General features: G+C 67.7%; 21 protein-coding genes and 1 pseudogene. 7 read left to right on the forward strand and 15 right to left on the reverse strand.

The genetic code is table 11. The annotated features are described in order from the left end of the window. Nucleotides 1–188 precede the first annotated feature (188 nt). Nucleotides 189–1,517, forward strand: a pseudogene (locus tag ACQEVU_RS58900) (DNA translocase FtsK); the annotation flags it as partial. Between the two features lie 457 nt (nt 1,518–1,974). Then, the gene (locus ACQEVU_RS58905) at nt 1,975–2,598 is read left to right on the forward strand and encodes a hypothetical protein (protein WP_433318598.1); all 624 of its coding nucleotides are present in this window, start codon (nt 1,975–1,977) and stop codon (nt 2,596–2,598) included. A 1,334-nt stretch (nt 2,599–3,932) separates the two neighbouring features. Here ACQEVU_RS58905 and ACQEVU_RS58910 read toward each other — a convergent pair. From ACQEVU_RS58910 to ACQEVU_RS58930, 5 genes are all read right to left on the reverse strand, one after another. Beyond that, nucleotides 3,933–4,223, reverse strand: coding sequence for a hypothetical protein (locus tag ACQEVU_RS58910; RefSeq protein ID WP_433318601.1), 291 nt, complete (start codon nt 4,221–4,223; stop codon nt 3,933–3,935). Nucleotides 4,224–4,225: 2 nt separating this feature from the next. Further along, a complete protein-coding gene (locus ACQEVU_RS58915; RefSeq protein WP_433318603.1) occupies nt 4,226–4,960 on the reverse strand; it encodes a hypothetical protein in 735 nt (244 codons plus the stop codon). After that, nucleotides 4,957–5,295 carry a type VII secretion target gene (locus ACQEVU_RS58920; protein WP_433318606.1) on the reverse strand — a complete coding sequence of 113 codons (339 nt, stop codon included), beginning with the start codon at nt 5,293–5,295 and terminating at the stop codon, nt 4,957–4,959. The genes ACQEVU_RS58915 and ACQEVU_RS58920 overlap by 4 nt, the downstream gene beginning before the upstream one ends. After that, complete coding sequence (locus ACQEVU_RS58925; RefSeq protein ID WP_433318609.1) at nt 5,292–5,615, reverse strand: hypothetical protein; 324 nt, start codon at nt 5,613–5,615, stop codon at nt 5,292–5,294. Before ACQEVU_RS58925 ends, ACQEVU_RS58920 begins: the two co-directional genes overlap by 4 nt. A 593-nt stretch (nt 5,616–6,208) precedes the next feature. Then, complete coding sequence (locus ACQEVU_RS58930; RefSeq protein WP_433318611.1) at nt 6,209–6,817, reverse strand: hypothetical protein; 609 nt, start codon at nt 6,815–6,817, stop codon at nt 6,209–6,211. A gap of 1,040 nt (nt 6,818–7,857) precedes the next feature. Here ACQEVU_RS58930 and ACQEVU_RS58935 point away from each other — a divergent pair. Further along, nucleotides 7,858–8,052, forward strand: coding sequence for a hypothetical protein (locus ACQEVU_RS58935; RefSeq protein ID WP_433318614.1), 195 nt, complete (start codon nt 7,858–7,860; stop codon nt 8,050–8,052). A 575-nt stretch (nt 8,053–8,627) separates the two neighbouring features. Next, nucleotides 8,628–8,849, forward strand: coding sequence for a hypothetical protein (locus ACQEVU_RS58940; protein WP_433318617.1), 222 nt, complete (start codon nt 8,628–8,630; stop codon nt 8,847–8,849). Nucleotides 8,850–8,854: 5 nt separating this feature from the next. On the opposite strand, the gene ACQEVU_RS58945 is transcribed toward ACQEVU_RS58940, so the two are convergent. The 5 genes from ACQEVU_RS58945 to ACQEVU_RS58965 form a co-directional block, all read right to left on the reverse strand. Further along, a complete protein-coding gene (locus ACQEVU_RS58945; protein ID WP_433318620.1) occupies nt 8,855–13,279 on the reverse strand; it encodes a hypothetical protein in 4,425 nt (1,474 codons plus the stop codon). A gap of 3 nt (nt 13,280–13,282) precedes the next feature. Further along, on the reverse strand, nt 13,283–13,633 hold the full coding sequence (locus ACQEVU_RS58950; RefSeq protein ID WP_433318622.1) for a hypothetical protein: 351 nt from the start codon (nt 13,631–13,633) through the stop codon (nt 13,283–13,285). Continuing rightward, on the reverse strand, nt 13,630–13,761 hold the full coding sequence (locus ACQEVU_RS58955; protein ID WP_433318624.1) for a hypothetical protein: 132 nt from the start codon (nt 13,759–13,761) through the stop codon (nt 13,630–13,632). The genes ACQEVU_RS58950 and ACQEVU_RS58955 overlap by 4 nt, the downstream gene beginning before the upstream one ends. A 71-nt stretch (nt 13,762–13,832) precedes the next feature. Then, entirely contained in the window at nt 13,833–14,219 is a 387-nt protein-coding gene (locus tag ACQEVU_RS58960; protein WP_433318627.1) for a helix-turn-helix domain-containing protein, read from the reverse strand. 224 nt (nt 14,220–14,443) lie between these two features. Next, nucleotides 14,444–14,923, reverse strand: coding sequence for a helix-turn-helix domain-containing protein (locus ACQEVU_RS58965; protein ID WP_433318630.1), 480 nt, complete (start codon nt 14,921–14,923; stop codon nt 14,444–14,446). 6 nt (nt 14,924–14,929) lie between these two features. On the opposite strand from ACQEVU_RS58965, the gene ACQEVU_RS58970 reads away from it, so the two are divergent. Next, nucleotides 14,930–15,211, forward strand: coding sequence for a helix-turn-helix domain-containing protein (locus ACQEVU_RS58970; protein ID WP_433318633.1), 282 nt, complete (start codon nt 14,930–14,932; stop codon nt 15,209–15,211). 237 nt (nt 15,212–15,448) lie between these two features. On the opposite strand, the gene ACQEVU_RS58975 is transcribed toward ACQEVU_RS58970, so the two are convergent. The 5 genes from ACQEVU_RS58975 to ACQEVU_RS58995 form a co-directional block, all read right to left on the reverse strand. Continuing rightward, on the reverse strand, nt 15,449–16,090 hold the full coding sequence (locus tag ACQEVU_RS58975) for a single-stranded DNA-binding protein (protein WP_433318636.1): 642 nt from the start codon (nt 16,088–16,090) through the stop codon (nt 15,449–15,451). Further along, on the reverse strand, nt 16,090–16,389 hold the full coding sequence (locus ACQEVU_RS58980) for a hypothetical protein (RefSeq protein ID WP_433318639.1): 300 nt from the start codon (nt 16,387–16,389) through the stop codon (nt 16,090–16,092). Before ACQEVU_RS58980 ends, ACQEVU_RS58975 begins: the two co-directional genes overlap by 1 nt. Beyond that, nucleotides 16,386–16,709, reverse strand: a complete 324-nt coding sequence (locus ACQEVU_RS58985) for a hypothetical protein (protein ID WP_433318642.1) — start codon at nt 16,707–16,709, stop codon at nt 16,386–16,388. Before ACQEVU_RS58985 ends, ACQEVU_RS58980 begins: the two co-directional genes overlap by 4 nt. A gap of 361 nt (nt 16,710–17,070) precedes the next feature. Then, nucleotides 17,071–19,341, reverse strand: coding sequence for a DUF927 domain-containing protein (locus ACQEVU_RS58990; protein WP_433318645.1), 2,271 nt, complete (start codon nt 19,339–19,341; stop codon nt 17,071–17,073). A gap of 235 nt (nt 19,342–19,576) precedes the next feature. Further along, nucleotides 19,577–19,828 (reverse strand): hypothetical protein, encoded by a 252-nt coding sequence (locus ACQEVU_RS58995; RefSeq protein ID WP_433318648.1) that lies wholly within the window; start codon nt 19,826–19,828, stop codon nt 19,577–19,579. 147 nt (nt 19,829–19,975) lie between these two features. Here ACQEVU_RS58995 and ACQEVU_RS59000 point away from each other — a divergent pair, with 147 nt between their 5' ends. Further along, complete coding sequence (locus ACQEVU_RS59000; protein ID WP_433318651.1) at nt 19,976–20,695, forward strand: helix-turn-helix domain-containing protein; 720 nt, start codon at nt 19,976–19,978, stop codon at nt 20,693–20,695. Next, the gene (locus ACQEVU_RS59005) at nt 20,695–21,927 is read left to right on the forward strand and encodes a tyrosine-type recombinase/integrase (protein ID WP_433318654.1); all 1,233 of its coding nucleotides are present in this window, start codon (nt 20,695–20,697) and stop codon (nt 21,925–21,927) included. Before ACQEVU_RS59000 ends, ACQEVU_RS59005 begins: the two co-directional genes overlap by 1 nt. The last annotated feature ends 151 nt before the right edge of the window (nt 21,928–22,078 follow it).

A 22,078-nucleotide genomic window follows, 5' to 3' on the forward strand; every position in this document is an offset into this window, starting at 1 on the left:
GCCCGCCGCGCCCGTCGAGCCAGCCGCCGGCCGCCGATGTCGCGAACGACCGCAAGCTCGACGAGGCCGTGGTGGCAGCCCAACCCACCGCCCGCTACCAGCTGCCGAGCCTGACGGCGGCAGCCGGATCGGCAGCAAAAACCGACGACACCGACGGACGCGGCAAGATGATCCAGCAGGTGCTCACGGACTTCACCGTCGACGCGAGGGTCACCGGATCAACCCGTGGCCCCGCGGTGACCCGGTTTGAGATCACGCTCGGCGCCGGCGTCAAAGTCGAGGCGGTCACCAAGCTGCAGCGGAACCTCGCGTATGCGGTCGGACAGCCCAAAATCCTGCTGCACTCGCCGATTCCCGGTCGGAGCGTCATGGGGCTCGAGGTCCCAAACGCCGAGCGGGTCACGGTCGCGCTCGCCGACGTCCTCGACGCCCCGGCGATGCGTACGGACCGGCATCCGCTCCTGGTTGCGATCGGCCTGGACCTCGAGGGCCAGGCGGTAGTCGCGAACCTCGCCAAGATGCCGCACATTCTCGTCGCTGGCGCGACCGGCGCGGGCAAGTCCAGCTGCCTCAACAGCCTGCTCGTGTCGCTGCTGACCCGGGCGACGCCGGACGAGGTACGTCTGTTGCTGGTCGACCCGAAGCGGGTCGAACTCACCAACTACGACGGTCTTCCGCACCTGGTCACGCCCGTCGTTACCAATGCCAGGAGGGCAGCCGATGCCCTCGAATGGGTCGTTGCCGAGATGGACATGCGCTACGACGACATGGCCGCGGCCGGGGTCCGGCACATCGACGACTACAACCGCAAGGTGCGGGCTGGGCAGATCACCGCGCCGCCGGGCAGCGAGCGGGAGATCCGGCCGTACCCGTACCTGCTCGTCGTCGTCGACGAGCTCGCCGACCTCATGATGGTCGCCCCGCGCGACGTCGAGGACTCGGTGGTGCGCATCACCCAGCTGGCCCGCGCGGCCGGCATCCACCTGGTGCTCGCGACCCAGCGGCCCAGCGTCGACGTCGTCACCGGCCTGATCAAGGCCAACGTGCCGTCGCGGCTGGCCTTCGCCACGTCCAGCCTCGCCGACTCGCGGGTCATCCTCGACCGGCCGGGCGCCGAGAAGCTGCTGGGCAAGGGTGATGCGCTGTTCCTGCCGATGGGCGCCGCCGAGCCGGTGCGGGTTCAGTCTGCGTGGGTGTCTGAGGCGGAGATCGACGCCGTGGTTGAGCACTGCAAGCGGCAGGCGGAGCCGGTCTACATGCCGCTGGTGATCCAGGAGAGGATCCGGCCGCCGCGCGACGAGACGCCGCCGGTGGTCCAGACGGGCCGGGCGCGCGATGTCGTCCTGGCCGCTGCCCAGCAGCTCGCCGCGGAGGGTCTGCCGCTGACCAAACCGGACCTGGTCGCCGCGACGCCAGGCATCGGCGACGACGCCCGGGACAAGGCCCTGACGGATCTCGTCAAAGAGGACGTGCTGCGGCGGTCCGGCCGCGGCCTGTACGAGGTGCCGACCAGCTAATGCCACTTCGCTACGGCAGTCGAGCCGTCCCACACCGATCAGAGAAAAGGTAACGGGCACAGATGAACGAAACTGTCGATCGTGGTAATCGCTGGCGGCGCGGAGGTGTCGGCGTGAGCGTGCTTGCCGACCCGCGGGTGACGGAGAAGGCGGGCGGCGGCGACACCGTTGTTCGCGGCATCGGTCTCACCGTTTATGTGCTGTGGATGGGCTCGTACCGGCGGTGCGTGTGCTTCGGCGACAACCTGCCCTTCATGCCGCTCAACGGGGGGTCCGTCATCGGATTCGAGACCGCGGCAGCAGCTGTTGAGCTGCGCTGCGGTAGCAGATACAGCTCGCCAGTTGGTATAAGCACAACTCGACTGGTGCGTGTGAACAACGCACGGTACGGTGCAAGAGTCATCGAGTACAGGGGCCGCGAGAGCCTGGGACTCCCCCTGTCGAAAGGGACGACTACATGCCACTGCCCACGTTTGCGCCGCCTTCAGAACCCCCTGTGCGGTCGGCGACACTGACCCGCCCTCAGGCCGCGGGTCGGCTCGGAATCTCCCCTGCCGGCGTCGACAAACTGGTCCGTGCCGGCGTCCTCGACGTGCCTATCGCCACCGGCCGGGTCGAAGAGTTGGCCTTGCGCGATCCGCTCCAGGTAGTTGATGGCGAGCTCACGGTTCTCCGCATCGACGCACGCGCGGAGGCCTACCCCGGGGAGGACAGGAAGTACATCGGGTTCCACGTCGCGCATAGCAACGATGAACTTGAACAATCAAGCCTCCGGTGGTGGCGTTCCGACCCAGCCCGGGTTCTTGACAACGTCCTGCTCGCCGTCACTCTGGCGACTTTCCCCGTCGCGGTGTATCGCGTCACCAACCGCGTCAACGAGAAGTACCGGGAAGGCGAGGACCAACCTCGCCACCACTACGCTGGGCAACTCCTGGCGCGGGTCCACCCCGGGATGCAGGCGGAACACTTGAAGAACGCGCCTGGCCACCTGCGGGAGCTGGCGAAGCAAATAATGGCCAGCAGGATCACTGTCTCCAGTGGAGGCCCGATCGGCTATCTCGAACCAACCGCTGCGGGATAGATCCCGCGCTGTCGCGTAACCGACCGCTGCCTGGGGCACGAGCAGCAGGCGCGGCGTATGCCGGGCTGGCGGTGGTCGCAACCGCTGTAGGGCTGTGGACAGCCGCTGTAGATGACGACAGCCGTGTAGTTCGGGCGTCACCCTAGGTCTGGGGGTGACGCCCGTTCTCGCATCGAGGCGTGGGGGTTGGCGGTGCGGGCAAGGTCCAGTGGTGTCGGCCTGTCGGGGCCGGGCGTCAGCCGGGAACCTGCCGTCAATGGCGTCGGTACTCAAGGCGGCCGGTGTAAACGGTATCGACCTGGCGCCCTACGTGAGTTCGGATTGCAATAACATGCGGACAGCGTTGGGTCCCATGCATTACGGAACGGGATAAGCAATACCGATCGTGTTATCCCGCGACTTCGCAGCGTCATTTTTGATCAAGTAAGCCCATGTGACTTGAGACACTCCGGCGCCGACATATTCGTCCGCGATGTCCGACTTCAGACGTTATGAAACTCGACTTTTCAGTTGCCTCTGATGGCCAATCGTTTACTCGCCTAGAACCTGCGGGGCGAGAGTGGACTAGCCGAATGGCTGAGTAGGGTGTGACGCTGTGTCACACCCTCGACATTCACCGCCAGTAATTCGCGCAGGTCAGGCATCTGTCGATCAAGAAGCCAGAGCCTCCCAGCTTCCAGCCAAGGAAAGCGGAAGTCTCGCCCGCCTTTCCGGCTGCGAAATTGATAGGGGGGCAGCGTAGGCTTTTGTCGTCAGCGCGACCACCACCCATTTGGGTCGAGGACGTGCAGTCCCCTTGGACAGCAACGCGGGCCCCCAGCTGCAACTGGAGACCCGCAGGTTGCCGACATCCGCACTAGAGCCCTGCAGGGGACGGAAGCGAGGACGTATGGCGAAGCCAAGACTACACGAAAACTTGCCCGGCGAACCACGCGGAAAACTTCAACGGATTAAAAACCGAAGCGAAAAACACCGAAGGGTCCTAGTGATTGCAACGACAATCGCGGTACTTGGCGGAGCAATCGGGGAAACTACAGAGATCCCGGTGGAAGTTAACGTGACGGTCAACGTCGAGCAGAACTAGCAAGCCCCAGAGGATGGCCCGTGCTAGTTAGCACGGGCCATCTTCGTTGAGGAACAGCTGTGGTGGTGATGGCTTCAACGCCTGAACACGAGCAGCCCGGCCCGTGGACCTTCAGCCGGCCGAGGTCGAAGTGGATGACCGGCACCATCCCGGCGGCACGCTTCACCGCGTCAAGGGTTCGCCGGTGCGCGTCGCCGGAGTCCACACGCCAGCACTACGCCGCCGTGCTCGCGGGCGGTTGCCGGCGTGATCACGTCGAGCCGCCGCGGCGCAATTCGGCCACCACCTCGGCCGCCTGCCGACCCTCCCGGTCGAACGCGGTCTCCCCGATCTCCGCGCGGTGGCTCGCCAACTCCCGAGCCGCCTCGGCGAACATGTGGCGGTACGCGCCCGATCGGGCCGCGTCCCGCAGATCGAGCACGCCGTCGGCGACGTCCCGGCCGATCTCCTGCCACATCTCGCCGGCCACACCGCGGGCGAGCGTCCGCATCAGCGCGGCCCGCATCTCGGTGCGAGCCCGGTCGTCGGCGTCGAACATCATCGCTACCTCCCCTGGCCGGGAAACGCGTACGGGACGTCGGGCAGCGGGAAGTCGCCGGTGTGGATCAGGTGCGTCTCCAATGCCTTGATCAGACCCATGCTGCTGAACGCCAGCGCGTTCGCCGCCACCGCGATCTGCGTCAGCTTCGACACCAGCTCGACGGCCCGGGCGAACTCGAGCGCGGCGAGTCCGTAGCCGATCACCGCGCCCACGCCGGTTTCGACCGCCACCGTGCCGGCCGCGGTGGCCGCGACCGCAACGATGCACGAATCGGCGAGCGCCTCGGCGAAGTTCGTCGCCTGGTTCGACAGCTGCCAGATCCCCTTCGACGTGCTGATGTAGCCCTCACCGGCCTTCCGCAGCGGCTCGGGCAGCGCCAGGACCGGCGCGGCGGTGCCGGCGAAGTAGTTGACGGCCGCGTCGGCGGCGTGCCCGTCCCAGCGGTTGCCGAGCTCGGCCGCCACCCAGTTGACGTTCGTGCCGGTCACCTCGGCCCAGTCGGCGAGGTGCTTCAACGCGTCCCCGGCCTTCGCGAACAGCTCCCAGTTGCCCATCAGGGCCTGGCCGACCTCGCCGAACAAGTCGAAGCCGGTGACCTCTTTGATGATCTCGTTGCCCCACCAGGTCGGGGAGAACAAGGAGGTGAACTCGGTGGCGTCGAAGTAGCCGCCGCCGGGCGTCGCGTCGCCGGCGTCGGGGGCCGTCAGCATCGCCGTCGCATCCTCGATCGGGATCATGACACCCGCTGATGGTCGGCGCCCGGGTACGTGCCCGGGTTCGCGTCCGGCAGTGCCGCGTCGAACCGGGCTGCCGCGCCGATGTCGGTGCCGCGGTAGTAGCCGGCGGCAGCGGTCAACGCGGTGCGGGACCCGTTCGCGAGGGTTTGCAGCTTGCCCAGCCATGATTCCAGGTTCGTGAGCATGTCCTGATGGCGCTGCACGAGTGTGGTGAAGATGCTGCCTTGGCCGTCGACGCGGGGCAGGTAGGTGGTCGCGGCGCCAATGTGGTGTGCGATCTGGTCGAGGTTGCTGGCGGCGTCGTCGAGAACTGCTGGGTCGATCCGCAGGTTCACATCGCCCCCCAGGCTCTGCGGCCGTAGATGGTTATGCCGGCGCCGACGAGCCACACGATGAATGTGGCGATGGCCAGGTGGCCCTGGCGTTGACGATCGCGGGTGCGCAGCAGTTTGACAGCGAGGACGCTGGACGCGATGAGCACGACGGTGCCGACTGCCCAGAGGGTGGTGGCGCCGGCGTTGATGAGGTGGTCGCGGGCGTTGGCAGCGAGGGTGGGGATGCCGATCAGCAGGGCGGATGCGGTGGTGAGGAGCGCGATGATGGCCGGGGCACGACGGAGGCGCCGGGTGTCGTCGGGCTGCTGGTCAGGGGGCACGGTTCTCCTCAGCCGATGGTGATCGATGGACGTGAACCAGGGTGCCGCGCGAAGGCGCAAGGGTTCAACAGCGGATCGCAGCCTGTGGATAAAAGTGCGTACGTCAGCCGCGGGGTCAGCCAGGGCATAGTCTCGGTACGGCCGGCGCTGGGCCGGGGAGTCATGCGCATAACCGCCGGTCATCGCGATCATGTTGGACGGGCCGAGATTCCGACACCCCTACCGAGGTGGCCTTCTCTCGCAGGAGGGGCGGCGATGGCTACATTTGAGAGCGGGCGGGTCAGAGCGGATCTCGTCCCTCAGGGCGAAAACGCCGTCAGCTGGGACAGTGCCCCAACATTGACGGGGCGCCATCCGGTTGATGATCACGAGATCGGCACGTCGGTCACTGTCCGCCCGCTCATCCGATGTGCGACCGTCAGGTGATGCGCCGCGCAATTTCCGGGCCGTCGGAGCTGCCTGAGCCTTGGCATGAGGACCCCGTCCGCGACGAGATTCCGCTCAGGCGTTCCGTGAACACGTCGGCTGGTGCCTGGATCTCATCGGCAGCCGACGCTGTGATCTCCGACTGCTGTTGCCCCAACCGCGTGGCGTTACATGAAGACGCGGGCGTCGTGAAGCGCAGCGAACGGTACGAGGAGTTCGGCCACGGCAAGCTCGCTCGGCCCGCGCCTCAGCGGCTGGCCGAAGCGGCCCAGGAACTTAGCCACGGCGAGCTCAGCCACGAAACTGGCGAACGCGCCACCGACCGGCCCGACGTCAAGCAACAGCTGGGCGAACTCGTCTCCAAGAGTCTCGAGAGCGTCGTCATGCTGGCGGCCGAACGTGGCGTTGAGGCACTTTTCCCCGGCTGGGGTTGCGTCGTCAAAGTCGCTGAGCTTGTAGCCGGTGCAATCGACGCGTTCCGCGAGCTGAACAACGGCCGGGCGGTTGACTTGTCGGTCCCGCTTCTGCGATCGCACGTGGGGTTGACGCTGGATGTGGTGATACGGATCAGCGACGACGACCCGCCGTCGATGCCGGAGCTCAAGGCGAGCATCGGTTGGGATTCGAAGTTCCAGGTACTGTCGGACCCGCTTCAGGTCGAAGCGGGGCGGCAGCAGCCTGTTGTCGTCGATGCCGACCTGCTGCGCGCGACGGAGACGTTGCGACGGCATACCGAGGAGCAGGCGGCTCTGCACGACCGCGACATCGCCGACCATGACCCACTGCGGGTCGCCTACCTGGCTTCGCAGGGGCCGAACGATCTTTGTATGTCGGTCCCCGCAGCCCGGACGGAACCCGTGGTCCGGGTGACGATGGGGTTGCGCTGCGGGCGCTGCGGTTGTTCTGCGGGTTCGCCGTCTGCGCCTGTGGCTTGCGGATGTATCTGGCCACTCTTCGGGCCCGCATCACATCGGGGTAGTTCGTCTGCTGGTCTTTGGCCTGGCCAACGCGTGTCTTAGCGTCGAGGCATGGGGGCGTGGGTCGGGTCGATGTGCACCGGCGACGGGGGCGAGTCGACGTGGGCGGTGTCGGGGCGACGAAGTGGTGCCGGCTTGCCGGGGCCAGCTACGAGCGGAACTTCCCGAGCCTGACGGCATTGACTGCCGGCGCGGCTACGGTCGGCGTGGACATCGTTGACTTGCGGGAGCAATCGGGAAACCTTGCGAGAAGTTGACTTGGTTTCGAATTGAGAATTCTCCCGTTGAGAAATCTCAGCGCGCACCGTGAAGATTGCGGTTCAGTTCGTCGCTGACCGACGCTAACCGTCGCCAACCCAATTGCAGTCCGAATCCACTAGCGAACCGCTACACACAGGCGTTCTACCCCACTGTCAGTAGTCACATAATTTCAAACATTAGTTCGAACGCACAGTTCAGAGGCGGTATGCCACACCGCCTAGGCATGGTGACGAGCGCCACATTTCCCGACTGCAACGCGTAGCGTTCGGCTGACTTTCGGCAATCATGGCAGCTAATGGGCTTGGCTCCACGCAACATTCTTGCCGCTTTTCCAACAAGAGTGCCATGATCCATTACGGTCTAATTCCGCACTGCCACTTTCGGGTGTAGGGTCCACGCTCAGCACCGAGCGCAACGCCGCCCTCGTGCCCGCTCACCCTCGTGCGGGCCGCCAACCGGCACCCGGCCACCACCGGACCCGGACAGCAAAGGACGGCACGGACTCTCACCTCCGCGCCGCCCGGTGCCACAGGTATGGTGGCGCCCCACTATAGGCGCCACCTCAACGCTTGCGTCAAGTGGAGATTGAGGTGCAGCACCGAGGGGACCGCCGCGCGCGGTACTTCACGTTCAGGGTCAAACGGCCCACCTGGCGCGCCGTCGGCAAGGCCGGCGCCGTGCTTCTCGCCGGGGTCGTCACCCACTACGAGCCGCACTACGGGACAGTCCTCGTGGCCATGCTCGTGGCGACCGGCGCGCTGTTCCGCCGGTAAGACCCCCGCCCAGGCAGAAGCCCCGCTGTCCAGCTGGACGCGGGGCTTCTTGCTGTGATGCCCGCGGCATCAGCGCAGCGACGCGAGAGCAGCCCAGCCCGTCCGCAGCCGGTGGGGCCGACGTAACAGTGCACCGCGCCGACTCGGCATCCCTCGCTGCCATCCGGAATCGGCCAGCTGGACCGGTCGTTCTCGCCCACCATCCGGACCAAGCGACTCGGCTGTACGTGCCGAACCAAGTATTGAGGCCTGACGCTCCATCGCGCCGATGTGACATTCTCGGCCATCACGCCGACCTGGAAGGCCCCGCCGTGCGCCGCACACCCCTACTCGCCGCAACCCTGCTCCTGGCCCTCGGCGGATGTTCGAGCAAACCCGCGTCGAACACCGCGGAGCCCGGCACGGCGGCGAGCAGTTCAGCGTCGGCGGCCCCGCCGCCGACGCCGAGTCGCTGCCCGCACGGCCGGCTCCCCAGCGGCTACTGCGCCGGCGGCACCGACGAGCCGCTTCCGCCGCCATCACCGGCGGCGCCGGACCCGGTCGGGGCGATCGTCTGCCCGAAGGTAGCCAAAGCGATGGGCACGACGGCGATCTACGACGATGCTGCTGCGATGCTGGCAATCGGGGAACAGGCGGCGACATCAGCTGACAGTCTCATCGCGGCGAAAGGGCGGGCGATCGTGGAGAAGGCGAAGGCGGCGAAAAGCAACCCCGACGACGTTGCCGCGAGCATCGAGATGGGCACGGCGGTGACGAACCTCGCCACCGTGTGCGCCCAGTCCGGGTTCAAGAACTAGCCCGGTCAGCTGACGGCTGCAAGGGCGAGCCTGCGGGCCGCCATCGTCGCCACCGCCCGTTCGTCCAAGTCGGCGGCAGGGTAGAAGTTCTGCACGACGGGCGCCCGGCCGGTGGCTGCCCGTTCGAGGCGTTCGGCGGGGATGACCGGTTCGGGCCGTCCGGTGCCGTTGTAGGCGAGGGACAGACCCTGAGGGAGGTAGCCGCCGACGTCGTAGGCGCCCAGCGGGATACGGCGGCCGTCGACGGTGATCCCGGAAGGGTCGCCGCCGATGTCGAGGCCGAGTTCGTCGAGGAGCGCTGCCGACACGAGACCACCCGAGGCCAGGTGGAACTGCTTCTGGAAAGTCGACGGTTTCCGAGCCGACGTGCCGATCTTGATACCGGAGCGGGTCGATGCCGCCTCGAACCCGAGCCCGCCGTAGTTGCCGGCCATGTGCGACTGCGGGTTCACGCCGAGCGTCAGGACGCCGCCTGCGCCGGGCTTCAGGCCGGTCCCTGCCGGGGCGCCGTTCGCGAAGTCGTAGGTGGTGAAGTACCGCTGCCCGTGGCCGCCGCCCCGCCCCGTGACAAGGCCGAACACCGCTGATGCGAGGCCGGAACAGTCGTAGCCGAACGGGCCCGCAGCCGCCCAGATGTACGGCAGCCGGTCCACGGCCCGAATGAACGCCTTGATGTCCTCGCGGCCACCCGAGGAGGGGCCTTCGGTGACAGCGCGGGCCACCTCGGCCCGGGTGGGGATGCGGGTCATCGCGGTCGTCGTCGGGTACGGGTAGTGGTCGGTGAGGAGCTGCTGGATGAGCCCACCCGACGCGTACCCGCGGACCGCCTGCTTCGGGATCTTCATGTCGTTAACGGCATGCATGAAGGCCGGACCGTAGTAGTTGACGGCCGCCGTCTTGTGCACGAACTCGCCGTTGGACAGCCAGAACGGTGCGCCCGTCGACCGCTCCATGGCCGGCACGTCATCGGAGGTGCCGGACCCCGGTCCGATGACCGGCCCACCCTCGGCAAGGAGCGAGCCGCGCGACTGGCCCCGCCCGCCGGGGCTGTGGGTCTCGGGGTGAAGCTGACCCTGCGCCTGACTGAAGGTGATGCCGTTGCGCAGCGCGTACTGGTAGGTCAAGAGCTCGTCGAGCTGCGCCTTCGTCGCATCCAAGCCGGTGACGGCTATGTCGGTCGTCGCCGAGGTCGGCACCTTGCCGTAGATGTCGATCAGCTTCTGGGTGGCATCCCGGTCGAGGCCCTTCGCCTCCCACTTCTTCTTCAGCGACTCGACCTCGGCGTCGTGCGCCTTCGTCGCCGCGTCGACACTCATACCGTTGGCAATGTTCGCCCGGTACGTGTTGTTGATCGCGATCAGTTCGTCCTTCAGGCTGTCCCGCACACGCAGGCCCGCCTCGGTCGTCATGTCGAGCTTCTTGGCACCCTTCTCGTTGAGCAGGTTCCGGTCGTCGAGGGTCTTGTTCGCGGCGATGATCGCCTTTGCCTGGTCCTCGGCTGCCTCGTCGGCCTGCCGGGCAGCACCGAACAGGGAATCCTCAGCGGCGCGCAACGCATCGGTCTTCTGCGCCGCCGTAGACGCCGTGTCGGCGACGATCCGGAAACTGTCGGCAAGGGACTTCACCGACGGCGAGGCGTCCCGGAACACAATCGCAACCCTGTTGGTCCGGTCCGCCGAATTGTTGGCAGCATCGGAGTAGGCGTCCGCGTAGAACTTCGCGTCCTCGTACGACTTCTTCAGCGACTCGTACAGCTCACGCGACCGCTTCGCCTTGTCGAGCTCCGCGCCGCCGCCGAAACCAAAGGACCCCTGGAACGCCCTCTTGTGCGCCTCGGCGTCCGCGTCGGCCTGCGCCTTAGCCGCGTCCAACACCCGTTTCTGCAGCTCAAGATTGTTTTGGTACGACCGGCCGAGGTCGTCGACGGTGAGGCCCTGCTGCCGCAGGACTGCGGTCAGGTCACGCAGCTGCGGGTTCTGACGGACCATCGAAGCGATCGACTCGGCTGACACCTTGCCGGTGCGTTTGTACTCGTCGCCGACGTCACTCAGCGACCGAGCGTTCTGATCGATCTCGGCTTTTGCCTGCTGGTGAGCGGTGATCAGGTAGCCGATCGCGGTGACGGCCAGACCGATTCCCAGCCCGAACGGGCCGCCCATGAACGAGGAGGTGGCTTTCGCCGCCGACTGGAAGCCCGTCACACCGGTTGCGGCGCTGGCTGTAGCGGCCTGGAAGCCGAGCATCCGCCCCGTGCCCTGCAGCAAGCTGGAGTTGAGGACGGCCTGGGCGCCCCCGCCGAGAAGCGCTGCGAGCTTGTAGGCAGTGAGCGCCGTCGCAAGCGCCGAGACGACCGGCACGGGGATGGCGTCGATGACCTCAGCGAGGATGCGCAGTTCGGTGACAACTACTGAACCGATCGGCGCGTACGCCTGGGCGATGTGGGATCCGGCGGTGGCGATCGCGCCAACGGTCTGAACGACCCGCGGCCCCTCGGTCTGGGCGTAACGGATGAACTCCTGGAAGCCCTGGTTGTGGTCAAGCCCCTGGCTGAACTCCGCGAAGCGTCGGGTGACGTTGACGAGGCCGCCGCCGACCTGCCGCTCGAACGGCGCGAACTGCTGGATGATCCGTGCGCCGCCCTCGGCGACGTTGACGGTTGCGGTGAACAAGCCGTCCATCGTCGGCACGGCCTGCGAGCCGACGTAGGAGAAGAACTGCCGCCAGAACGGGTTCGTGAACGTCTCCGCGCCCCGCCGGGCCAGGGTGCCCATCTCTGTCGACACGCCACCGATGAAGCCACGCACGTCGGCGAGGTGCGGCAGCAGAATCTGGATGCCCTCCTGCACCCCCGGCAGGAGCCCATCCGAGGCTGCCGTCTGCAGGTCGAGCAGTTCCGGTTTGAGGCCGAACAGGAACCTGGCGAAACGCTGGCCGGTGGCGGGCAAGTTGCCCATAGCGTCGTCGAGCTTGTCGACCGCCGAGCCGGCGGTGGCTGCGGAAGCGACGGTCGCTGCGCCAGCGGCCCGCTGCGCTGCCACGACGGCCTGCTGCGCCTGCTGGATGGCGTACGCCGACTGGCGGGCCTGGGCCGCGGCCTGCTGCCGGGCTTCGGTGACGGCACGTTCACCCTCGGCGATCCGCTCCTGGGAGCGGGCGACAGCGTCCTGGGCAGCTTGAACCCGCCTCGACCCGTCAACACCGGTCTGCTGATTGCGAGCCTGCTCCTCGGTGAGCCGACGGCCCTGAACCGCCAACTCCTCCTGGCGAAGCAGCGCCTCCTCGAGCGCATCCCGCGTCTGCTGGGTGCTTTTGGTCTTGACTGCGGCGGTGGCCGCCTCAACCTCGGCGGCGGCACGCCGCTGGTCGATAGCGTTCTGCCGAAGCCGCAGCGCCGTGTCCTCCTGGCTGCGCTTCTCCTCCTCGCGGGCATCGTTGAGCGCCTGCTGCGCGCGCTGCGCATCCTCCTGAACGCGGACCAGGGACCGCTCCGCGTCTGCGATCTGCTGCAGGGAGCGTCGCTGCGCGTCGGCGGCGGTCGCCCTCGAGTTAGCCAGCCCGGCCTCAGCGGAACGCAGCTGGTCGGCCGAGGACGCGAGCGATCGCTGCTGGCCGAGCAATGTCGCGCCGGTTTTCGCTGACGCCGACTGGGCGGCGTCGAGCGCTTTGACGGCGTCGCCGACACCGTGGAACGCGAGGGCCAGCACCCCGACTGCGGGCACGGCCGAGGCGGCGCCGATACCGAGGCCGACGATCGCGGCAGCGCCGGCCGCGGCGCCCGGCACGATCGCCGGACCCAGCGCCAGCCCGGCAGCGACAAGGGCGTTCATCTCCCCGCGGGAGTTGCCCGTGTCGACGTCAACCTTGGCGCTGGCCCGGCGCCCGTCGAGACGGGCAAGTTCCCGGTCGATGGCCGCCAGCTCGAGCGACGCCTGCCCGGTGTCGACCCGCACTTGCGCATTGGGGGACTTCGCCGCGAGCTCGTCAAGGGCGGCCTTCAGCCGGCGGACTTCCTCGAGCGCCTCGGTGGCGCCGATGTCGACACCGATCCGCTTGCTGGCAAGCGTCGACAGTTCGCCGCGGAGATCCTTCAGCTTCTGCTCGGCCTCGGTGGTCGCGACGCCGATCTGCGGGGTCGGCAGCGACCGCAGCGCCGCCTCGATCCGGCGGCGGGCGGTGTCGGCGAACGTGCCGCCGAATTCCTGCCCGTACCTGCCGCCCTGCGCGCGGACGCCGGCGCCGGCGCGATCAAGCCCGTCCCGGACGCCCTTGGCGACTTCGACGGCGATGGCCCGGCCGATGACTTTGCCGATCTCCTGGCCGGTCTTCTCGGCGCCGGCCTGGTTCTTGGCCACAAATTCCGGCCAGAAGCGGTCAGCACGCGGAACTATATCGACGTATACCGATCCGGCGGAGATGCCGTTGTCAGCCACGGCTCACCCCTCCACGACGTGGTTGAGCTGCTGAACGGCCTCGGCCACCGAAATGTCCTTGGCGTCGGCGAGCATCTGGAAGGCCAAGGTGAGCGCAACGGCCTGCTCGCCGACGATCCGCCCGAGCAGCTTCGCTGCCTCAAGGTCAGGGCAGGGACCGAAGAGGGGACTGCGGGCGCTGACGGCCGCCGCGTCGATCCGGGAGTCGTAGACGTGCATGATCGCCGATTCGACCGCGGTCATGGAGTCGACACCGGCATCAACGGCGGCCGAGAGCAGCAGCGCAACGTCGCCAGCCTGACGAACTCCGCGGCGGATCGACTGGACGAACGGTACTGCCGTTGGATGGCTCATGCGGCGGTCTCCAACAGCAGCGCGTTGGTGAGGGCCGACAGCCACCGCTTGCCGTGTTCGACGCCGCCGCGTGCCGTCTCCCGACGCTGCAGCGTGGCTGCGTACCGCTGCGCCGCGACAGCATCCATGCCGAGCGCATCGTGGACGGCCACCGCAAGCGCAGCAGTCGTAGCGGCAAGCCCCGCCGGCGCATCCGTCGTCAGGCTGCCAGGTACGACTCGCAGTCGGCGCGATGCACCCACCAGACGCCGCCCGCCCGGCGGCCGGCCAAGGCGCCTGATCGCAGTAGCTGGCGAACCCTCGAGGTGCTCACCCCAAGCAGATCCGCGGCGACGGCTGTATCGATCCATGGATCTGAGCCTGCGGGCATTTCCGCTGCGAGGACTTCCGTGCTGCCGTCTGCGGAAGCGCGGCGAGCCTTCCACATCTCCGCCGCGGCGATGACCTGAGCCCACGTTTGGCGCACGGCGACGAGCTGGGCCGGATCAAGCCGGCCCTCCTCGACTTTGCGGCCGAGACTGACCAGTTCGGCGGGCAGGTGCTTGGCGAGCAGCACCGAGATGACAAAGGCCGAGAAGCCGCCCACATGAGCGCCAAGCAGGGGCTCGCCATGGTGCGCGGCGGGCGGGACCGCACCGACGGGGGCTGTAGGGCGGCGAGACAATCCATCGGGGAGGGGTGCCCGACGGATCAACCCTGCCCTTCACTGGCAGTGGCAGCATCCGCCTGGGTGGGCGCGGCATTGTGTCCCTGGCCTGATGTGTCCATGGTGCCGGTCATCCTCCGGTCCCTCCTACTTGTGGGAGCGCCTCACGCGCTTCCGGTCGTCAGTTCGCTGGGTGCGGCTGCATCCGCGGTCGGGTGCAGCGCAGCCCTGATCTCTTCCATCACCACGGCCCGGACGTGGTCGTCCTCGGCGTCGATGCCCAGACGGCGCATCGACGCCGTCAAGATGTCGGTGAACAGCTCGCGGGCGACCCACGGCGGAAGCGTCGGGTCCGAGGCCAGCGAAGGCCCAGCCGCGTCCGCCAGGTCGTGAGCTAATGCCGCCGCCCGCACCGGATCGGCAGGGTGCAAGCCAGCCGCAAGACGCACCAGCGTCTTCCACGACGGCCGGGACCGGCCACCCTCGATCGCGGTAATCGTGCTCGAATTCACGCCGCACCTGGCGCTGAGCGCCGTACGGCTCAACGCGGCAGCCTCGCGGCGACCCCGGAGCAGGGCGCCCACCGTCGCGGCGAGACGCACCTGCTCCGCACCTTCCGGCTTCCGGGAGTTGTAGGCGATCATCAGGCAATGACCGCCGCGCTCAGCACCAGGCACATCCCCGACGCCGACTTCGGCCCGACACTGCGCCACGTGCGCCAGGCCCGGCGGCTGTCGCTGCGCCAGCTCGCCGCCAAGCTGCAGATGAGCCACGGGTACCTCGGGTCGCTCGAGCGTGGCGAGAAAGCCCCGTCGACCCGGCTGGCCGCACAACTCGTCGACGCGCTCTGCGTGGACGGTGACCCTGCGACGGTGATTCTCCGCAACGGCATCCCCGGCGTCGGCCGCGACGGGCATCGGCGTGCCCCATGAGGTTGGTCCAGTCCATGGGGTCGGCGCTGCGGGCCGTGCTCCAAGTTCCCATGAGCACTCATGGGGCACACCGCGCCGGGGCGGCTGACGGCTCGCAGCAGTCGAGGTGTCCCACGTCCTGCCGGTTGAGCAGGGTGTTCCATGTCGCGGGCGTCGTGGTCATGGTGCGGTCTCCCCCGCTGTGGTTGGGTGGTGGCGGGACCGGGCGCGTGCGAGGCGCCCGGTCCTTGCGTTCGTTCATGCGGGCTCGCCTCCGGTGCGGTTGCCCTGGACGTACGGGTTGCGGGCGTGGGCGCGGCGGAGCCGTTCGACGCCGTTGGTGGGCATGGCGAGCACGACGGCGTCACGCTGTCCGGCGTCGCGCTGGCGTGGGGTCGCCTCGGGCTGGACCGTTGTGACACCGGTACGGGTCGCTGCGTGGGGCTGATGCCTACGCGGGTCGGTGCGGGCCTGGCCGTGATGCTCTGCCCCATGACTGCCCGCGCCGGACGTGGCAGGGCGGGGCCAGTCGTTGCCCTGCTGTCCCTGGTGCTGGCCGCCACGGTTGCCGCGCGGCCGGCGTTCCGGCGGCGTCACCGACTTGACGGTGATCTCCAGCTCGGGCCGCTCGCCGCGCTCCGGCTGCCAGAGGCGCAGGCTGCGCAGCCGGCCCTCGATGTGTACGGCGTCGCCTTTCGCGTACCTGGTCAGCTGTTTGGCTTCGTCGCCGAACGCGGCCAGGGCGGCGACGAACGAGCTGTCCTCAACCCAGTCGTCGCCGTCCTTGCGGTAGCCGGTGAAGCGCACCATGCAGTTCGCCCACGGCGTTCCGGTCTTGGCGATGCCGCTGCGCGGCTCGGTGATCAACTTCCCGTCGCCGCGGATCTCAGGAAGGCTCATTACGGCACGACCTTGATACCGGGCTCGGGTGCGGCTGCGGCTTCGTAGTTCGAGCGCGCCTGCTCCAGATCCTGGAAGTACATGATCCAGTCGTGGCCGGAGAGGGTCACCTCGTCCTCGATGAGGCGGTGCTCGATCGACGCCGTCGGCGCCTTGAGGTGCGCCTCCGACGAGGAGAGCGTGACGAGGTACGGGAAGGCGTCGAGGCTTTCGACGGCCTGCCAGCCGACGACGAGGAACAGGTCGGCGCCGTACTTGCCGGACGCGACGGCGTACAGCGGGAAGGACTGCGGAATCATGCCGGCACCTCCTCGCGGGCAGCCAGCCGCACGACGCGTTCGGCGTCTTCGCGTTCGGCGGCAAGCCGGCGTTCGTACTGGCGGACCTTGTTGATGCACGACTCGTAGGCGATGCCGGCGAGCTCGCGATTGTCGTAGAACGTGATGCGCCGGTGCTCGCCGGCCATCGTGCGAGCGGTGTCCTTCGCGGAGTGCAGGTCGAGCATCACCGGAAGTGCGCTGTAGCCGTCGAGGGGCGTCCAGGCGACGACGAGCAGCAGGTCGATGTGGGTGTCCGCTTCACCGACGGCGTAGAGCGGTGAGGACGAGTGGGGGATCACGTGGTCTCCTCCGGAGCGGTCGTGGGTGGTTTGGCGGCGAGGAGGGCTGTGGGCTGGGTCCGCACGGGTGGCTTGGCGTCCGCGCCGGTGGGGCATGGAGCGCCGAGGTCCGAACGTGACGCAGTCAACGTGGCGCACTTCCTGGCCTGCTGGTGTGCTGTCGCGGGCTTGTCACAGGTGTCACAGGTTCGCGGGTCGTCCGGCGGAACCTGTGACACCAACCTGTGACGGCCTTGACCTGCGCTAATGGTTCGTTTCACGGTCTCTGTCACAGGTGTCACAGGTTCTTGGCGCAAGAGACACGCGTTAGGGACGCAAATGATGTCCTTGTTGATCTTGCTGGCTATTGCCGGTGCGGCACTCACGATGCCTCGCAGTTGAGGGCGTGGCCCTGCTCGTCGAAGCCGAAGCTGCACGCGGGGCAGCGCGGAGGGCCGTCGAACACGTCGAGCTGCTCGTCGCGGGGCGCCTGCTCGACCTCCGCGACCCGAGTCTCGGAGGTCTCCGCCGCCTGGTCGTCGTTCTCGACCGGGTCCAGGGTTGGAGCCGGAGTGGTGTTGAACAGCACCTCAGACCTGACGTGCAGAACCCACAGACTGGTACCGCCCACCCGCTTGGACACGACCAGCTTCCCGTCTTTGCTGACGGCGGCGAGGATGCCCTGTCGGTGCAGCTCCTTGTGCAGCGTCTCCTTCGTGGTGGCGAGCGGCATGTGCATACGCTTCGCCTGGGCAGTCGCTACGGAGTGCGCGTTCGCCGGGTAGAGGTAGACGCCGTCCTTGTCGATCCAGCCGACCTGCTCGCCGCGGGGCCGGTAGTCGACGCGGTCACCGGAGGCGACCCGCTCCCAGCCAAGCTGGCGGTAGCCGATGGTGCCGCCGAGTTCCGGGACGTCGTTCGTCTTCCGGTCCGCGAGGTGCGCATACCCGCCGACGAGGGCGCTGTCGATGGCGCTGAGGTAGATCTGGACCGGCTCGTAAAGCTTCGTGTTCTCGTGCTGCTCGCCGGCGAGCGCACCAAGGGCGGCCTTACACCGGGCGAACAACTCGTCCCGCTCCGTCGCCGTGACCGCCTTGACCGCGACCGCGAAGTCCAAAAACACCCTCCAGCCGGTGAGCAGCCCGGCTGTTGCCTCGGGCAGCCGGAGGTGCCCGCCGCTGCCGAGATCATCCCGCAGGTCGATGATCTGCTGCTGCAGGTCGTTGGCGTAGGTCGGGTTGGCGTCCATCTGGCTGGCGATCCATCGGACGTACCCGGCCATGCACAGGGCGTAGACCCCGTCCCGGCCCCGCTTCTGCGCCTCGGTGAGGAGCTTCTTGTCGACGTTCCCGGGTTCGGTCGGGACGGCGGTCATCCGGGCTCGCAGGGACTGCCCGCTCGGGAGGTCTTCGCCGCTGGACATCAGCTGTGCGTGCGGAGGTTTCGGCGGGCGGATCGTGGCGTCCGCGTTCATTCGCTGGCGGCCGGCGGCGTTCGCCGACCCGCGCACGACGCGGTCCACGGCGGCATTGAGGGTGGCCAGGTTCGCCACCGACTGAGGGGCGTAGTCGTCGATGACCATCAGCACGTCCTTGAGGACGTTCGCCAGGCCCTCGAGAACGTTCCCCGTTGATGTCCAGGAGGTGGGCAGCGCCTTGGCGTTCATGGCAGGGCCGAAATGCTGCTGGGCGACGGCCAGCACAGCGCTCTTGAGTGAGCCTGAAGGGCCGTGGACCCATACGGTCGTTTCGGGGTCACCGGGCAGCGGGGCACGGTAGACCGCGGCGAGGATTGGCACCATGACCGCGTCGGGCGCGATTCGCAGCATGTCGAGCGATGCCGCGACGGCTGCCCGCAGGTCCCCTTCGGCGACCGCCGTCGGGTCGGGAAGCCAGTACCGGTTGAGCGCCTCACTGCCGAGATCGACGGCGACGGTCGGGTCCAGCCCGTCGGCGCCGATCGCGCCGGACGTGGTGAGGAACCGGTACTTGCCGCCAATGTTCCGCCACCCCGTGTGGGCGTAGCGGACGGTCTGTGTCCATCTGCCGCGGGACAGGATCTGCGTTGCGGTCCAGACGTGGTCCTCGGCCCTGCTCATCGGCATGATCGTGGCGTGGGCGCCGACGGCGATCGCTGCCCATTTCCGCGCCTTGGGCGCCTCCTCGGCAGGGATCTCGGCCTCGCCGGTGTAGCCGTTGGGCAGGGTGACGCGGATTTGTACCAAGCTGAGCCGCTCGGTGCCGTCGTCGCGGATTACCTCGGACAGGATGCGGGGATCGAACTCTGCGAGCAGGGTCCGGCCACCGTCTTCGTCGACGATGTAGATGCAGCCGCCCTCGTCGAGGTATCTGCTTTCGGCGTCCAGAGTTGCAGTGGTGCGTTCTTTGCGACGGCTCGCCTTGTGCTTCGCCTTGGCTTCGGCGAGTGAGGTTCGCCAGTCTCCCGCCGTCTTGTATCCGGCGCCGACGATGGCGTCCCGGTAGTACTGCTGGACGTGGCTGTCCCGGGCGCCGAGCAGGTCGATGACGTTCTTGAGCTTGCGTCGCAGCGCGAGCTCGTCGGCCTTGATGCCGGCCAGCTCGACCATGAGGGCTGGCAGTGCGGGCAGGTCATCTGCGTCGTTCTGAACGCCCTCCAGTCCGGTGTCAGTCACGCTGCCGCTCCGGGTCGCTTGCTTTCGCGGCGCGGCCGGGTCTGGTTACTGTGTTCACGGGTGCGTCCCTCTTATGGGCGTTGGTGGTAGCGGCCGGTCCTGTCGGGGGACCGGCCCGCTTCGTTTCGGGGGGTCTCTGCGCCGAGTCGAGGGGTCTCCCGGGCGTGAGATTCGCGTTAGATGGCGGGTTGTTTTCGCAGGTCAGAGCCACGCCGTCAGTTCTGCTAACTGACGGTTACGCCGCTAGCGGATCGGTCTTGGCCGGCGTGAGGTCGTACTTGGCGAGGAACCGGGCCGTCGGCACGAGCTTGCGGCGGCCAACGGTGATCGTGGGGATCTCGCCGCGCTCCACGGCGCTGTAGCCCGCCCGGCGGCTGACGCCGAGGATCAGGCTCGCGCGCTCGATCGGAATCGTCGGCTCGGTCTTGGGGTCGGGGAGTTCGCGCGACTGCTCGGGGTTGCGGCTCGCGCTCTGGGCTGTTGACACGGGTCGCTCCTGATTGCGGTGAACGGATTTTTAGCAAGATCCGACGAAGCGCTCGGTCTTGATGCGATCACGGTAGTCGCCGCACGCAATGCACGCAAGTGATGCACCGGCGCACCCTATGCACAGAATCCGTGCAATACTCGCCCGGTGACCAGTGAAACCGACGGGCAGGACAAGCCCCGCACGATGGCGGAGCACCTAGCGGCCAATGTCAGACGGCTTCGTGAGCAGCAGCGCATTTCCGCAACCGACTTCGCGGAGCGGCTCGCAAAGCTCGGCGCACCCATGGGGCGTATGGGTGTTCAGCGACTGGAGAAGGGCGAGCGCCGAGTCGAGTTGACCGAGCTTGCCGCCCTGGCAACTGCGCTGGACGTGCCGCCGATCGTGCTCATCCTGCCGTTGGGCGAAGTGCCCACTGTTGAGCTGTTGCCAGGCAAGGTCGTCGACACCTGGAGTGCGGCCCAGTGGTTCAGCGGCCGGCGGCGTCTCGACAACGAGGGCAAACCCCGTGATGAGTGGTCGCACGTGCGGATCTATGAGGAACACGAGCGCCTCGTCAACGAGCTCGGCTACGCGCACGCTGAGGCCGAGCTGTGGCCAGCGGAGGAAGGCGACCCGGAGCGCAAGGCCGCGCGTCGGCGCGCTCGGGTGGCCCTGCGGGATCTCAGCCTTACCCGCGCGGCGATGCAACGGCGGGGGATGCAGCTCCCCGCCGTCGACGAGGACATTGCGGCGCTGCTGGAACGCCAGCGCTTCACATGGGTCCCAGTTGACGACTGGCTGGCGCTTCCCGCCGAGGAGCGCCGGAAGCTGAGGCCGGTCACGTTCAACGACGACAACGACGACCAGGACGAGACGGAGGAGTGATGGCGCCGAGACGCCAGGACCCGATCAAGAAGGTCACGCTCGCCGACGGGGCGACCCGGTACCGGTTCGTGATCGACGTCGGCAAGAAGCCCGACGGGAGCCGCGACCAGCGGACGTTCACCTTCGACACGCTGAAGGAGGCGAAGGCCGAACGGGCGAAGATCATCGCGGCGAAGTCAGCCGGGACGTACGTCGCGCCGTCGAAGATCACTGTCGCTGAGTTCTGCGAACAGTGGCTGGCGTCCAAGCGCAACATCAGACGTGGCACCCGCACCACCTACCGCAACAACCTCGCCCACGCCGTCGAACGCATCGGCCACCTGCGCATGCAACAGGTCACCCAGGCCGATATCGACAAGATGGTGGACCACATGCTCAGCGGCGGGCGGCGAGGCACCGGCAACGTACAGCGCCAATCCCTCGAGCCGGCCACCGTCAACCGGACCCTGACGGTCCTGCAGCAGGCGTTCGACAACGCCCTCGCCCAGGGCATCATCGGCCGCAACGTCGTCCGGCTCGTTGAGCGGCCGTCGCCGAACGCGTACGAGATGAGCACCTGGACCGAGCACACCGCCGCGGCGTTCCTGCAGTCGGTGAGCACGCACCGCCTGTCGGCCGCCTGGCAGCTCAGCCTGTACGGGCTGCGCCGCTCGGAGGTTCTGGGCCTGCGCTGGTCCGATCTCGACCTGGTGGCGGGCACGTTGACGGTCAACAACGCTCGGAAGATGTCCGACGGGGTGATCTACGAGGAGGACCCCAAGACGGAGCGGTCGAAGCGAACCCTGCCGCTCAAGTCGATCCCGGGTCTGGTTGATGCGCTCGTGACGCTACAGCTGCGCCAGCGTGAGGAGGGCGACCTGGCGGGCGAGGCGTACCAGCCTCTGTGTCCGCTGTGCGGCGGGCACCATGTGGTCACCGACGAGCTCGGCCAGCCGTATCGGCCGGAGTGGTACGGCGACCAGTTCGAGCGGCTCGCCCGCACCGCGGGGCTGCCGGTGATCCGGCTGCACGACGCGCGTCACACCTGCGGGACGCTCATGCACCTGCGCGGGGTGAAGGTGGCGGTGATTTCAGCGTGGCTCGGTCACGCCAAGGTCAGCTTCACCATGGACACCTACGTGCACAGCCAGGACGAGGCGCTCACGGCCGCCGGCGGGGTCATCGGCGCTGCATACGCCGGTTCCGGCGACGACATAGTGATCAATCGGAACAGCATCAATCCGCCCCGCTAAGCGCCGAAAACCGCATGTGAGAAAACTGTGCGAGATGATCTCGCCTGGCACACCATATGGCCATCGGTAGCCAGTCTGCCTGATGCCGCCTGACCTGGACTTGGAGCTTGGAGCGGGCGAGGAGAATCGAACTCCCACCGTCAGTTTGGAA

The sequence above is a fragment of the Dactylosporangium sp. CA-139066 genome, from assembly GCF_050936175.1.
GTDB lineage: Bacteria > Actinomycetota > Actinomycetes > Mycobacteriales > Micromonosporaceae > Dactylosporangium.

Coding starts and splice junctions, on each gene's coding strand:
- ACQEVU_RS58905 (WP_433318598.1), top strand. CDS start 1,975: ATGCCACTGCCCACGTTTGCGCCGCCTTCAGAACCCCCTGTGCGGTCG.
- ACQEVU_RS58910 (WP_433318601.1), bottom strand. CDS start 4,223: ATGATGTTCGACGCCGACGACCGGGCTCGCACCGAGATGCGGGCCGCG.
- ACQEVU_RS58915 (WP_433318603.1), bottom strand. CDS start 4,960: ATGATCCCGATCGAGGATGCGACGGCGATGCTGACGGCCCCCGACGCC.
- ACQEVU_RS58930 (WP_433318611.1), bottom strand. CDS start 6,817: ATGGTCGGCGATGTCGCGGTCGTGCAGAGCCGCCTGCTCCTCGGTATG.
- ACQEVU_RS58940 (WP_433318617.1), top strand. CDS start 8,628: ATGGGCACGACGGCGATCTACGACGATGCTGCTGCGATGCTGGCAATC.
- ACQEVU_RS58950 (WP_433318622.1), bottom strand. CDS start 13,633: ATGAGCCATCCAACGGCAGTACCGTTCGTCCAGTCGATCCGCCGCGGA.
- ACQEVU_RS58955 (WP_433318624.1), bottom strand. CDS start 13,761: ATGGATGCTGTCGCGGCGCAGCGGTACGCAGCCACGCTGCAGCGTCGG.
- ACQEVU_RS58965 (WP_433318630.1), bottom strand. CDS start 14,923: ATGATCGCCTACAACTCCCGGAAGCCGGAAGGTGCGGAGCAGGTGCGT.
- ACQEVU_RS58970 (WP_433318633.1), top strand. CDS start 14,930: ATGACCGCCGCGCTCAGCACCAGGCACATCCCCGACGCCGACTTCGGC.
- ACQEVU_RS58975 (WP_433318636.1), bottom strand. CDS start 16,090: ATGAGCCTTCCTGAGATCCGCGGCGACGGGAAGTTGATCACCGAGCCG.
- ACQEVU_RS58980 (WP_433318639.1), bottom strand. CDS start 16,389: ATGATTCCGCAGTCCTTCCCGCTGTACGCCGTCGCGTCCGGCAAGTAC.
- ACQEVU_RS59005 (WP_433318654.1), top strand. CDS start 20,695: ATGGCGCCGAGACGCCAGGACCCGATCAAGAAGGTCACGCTCGCCGAC.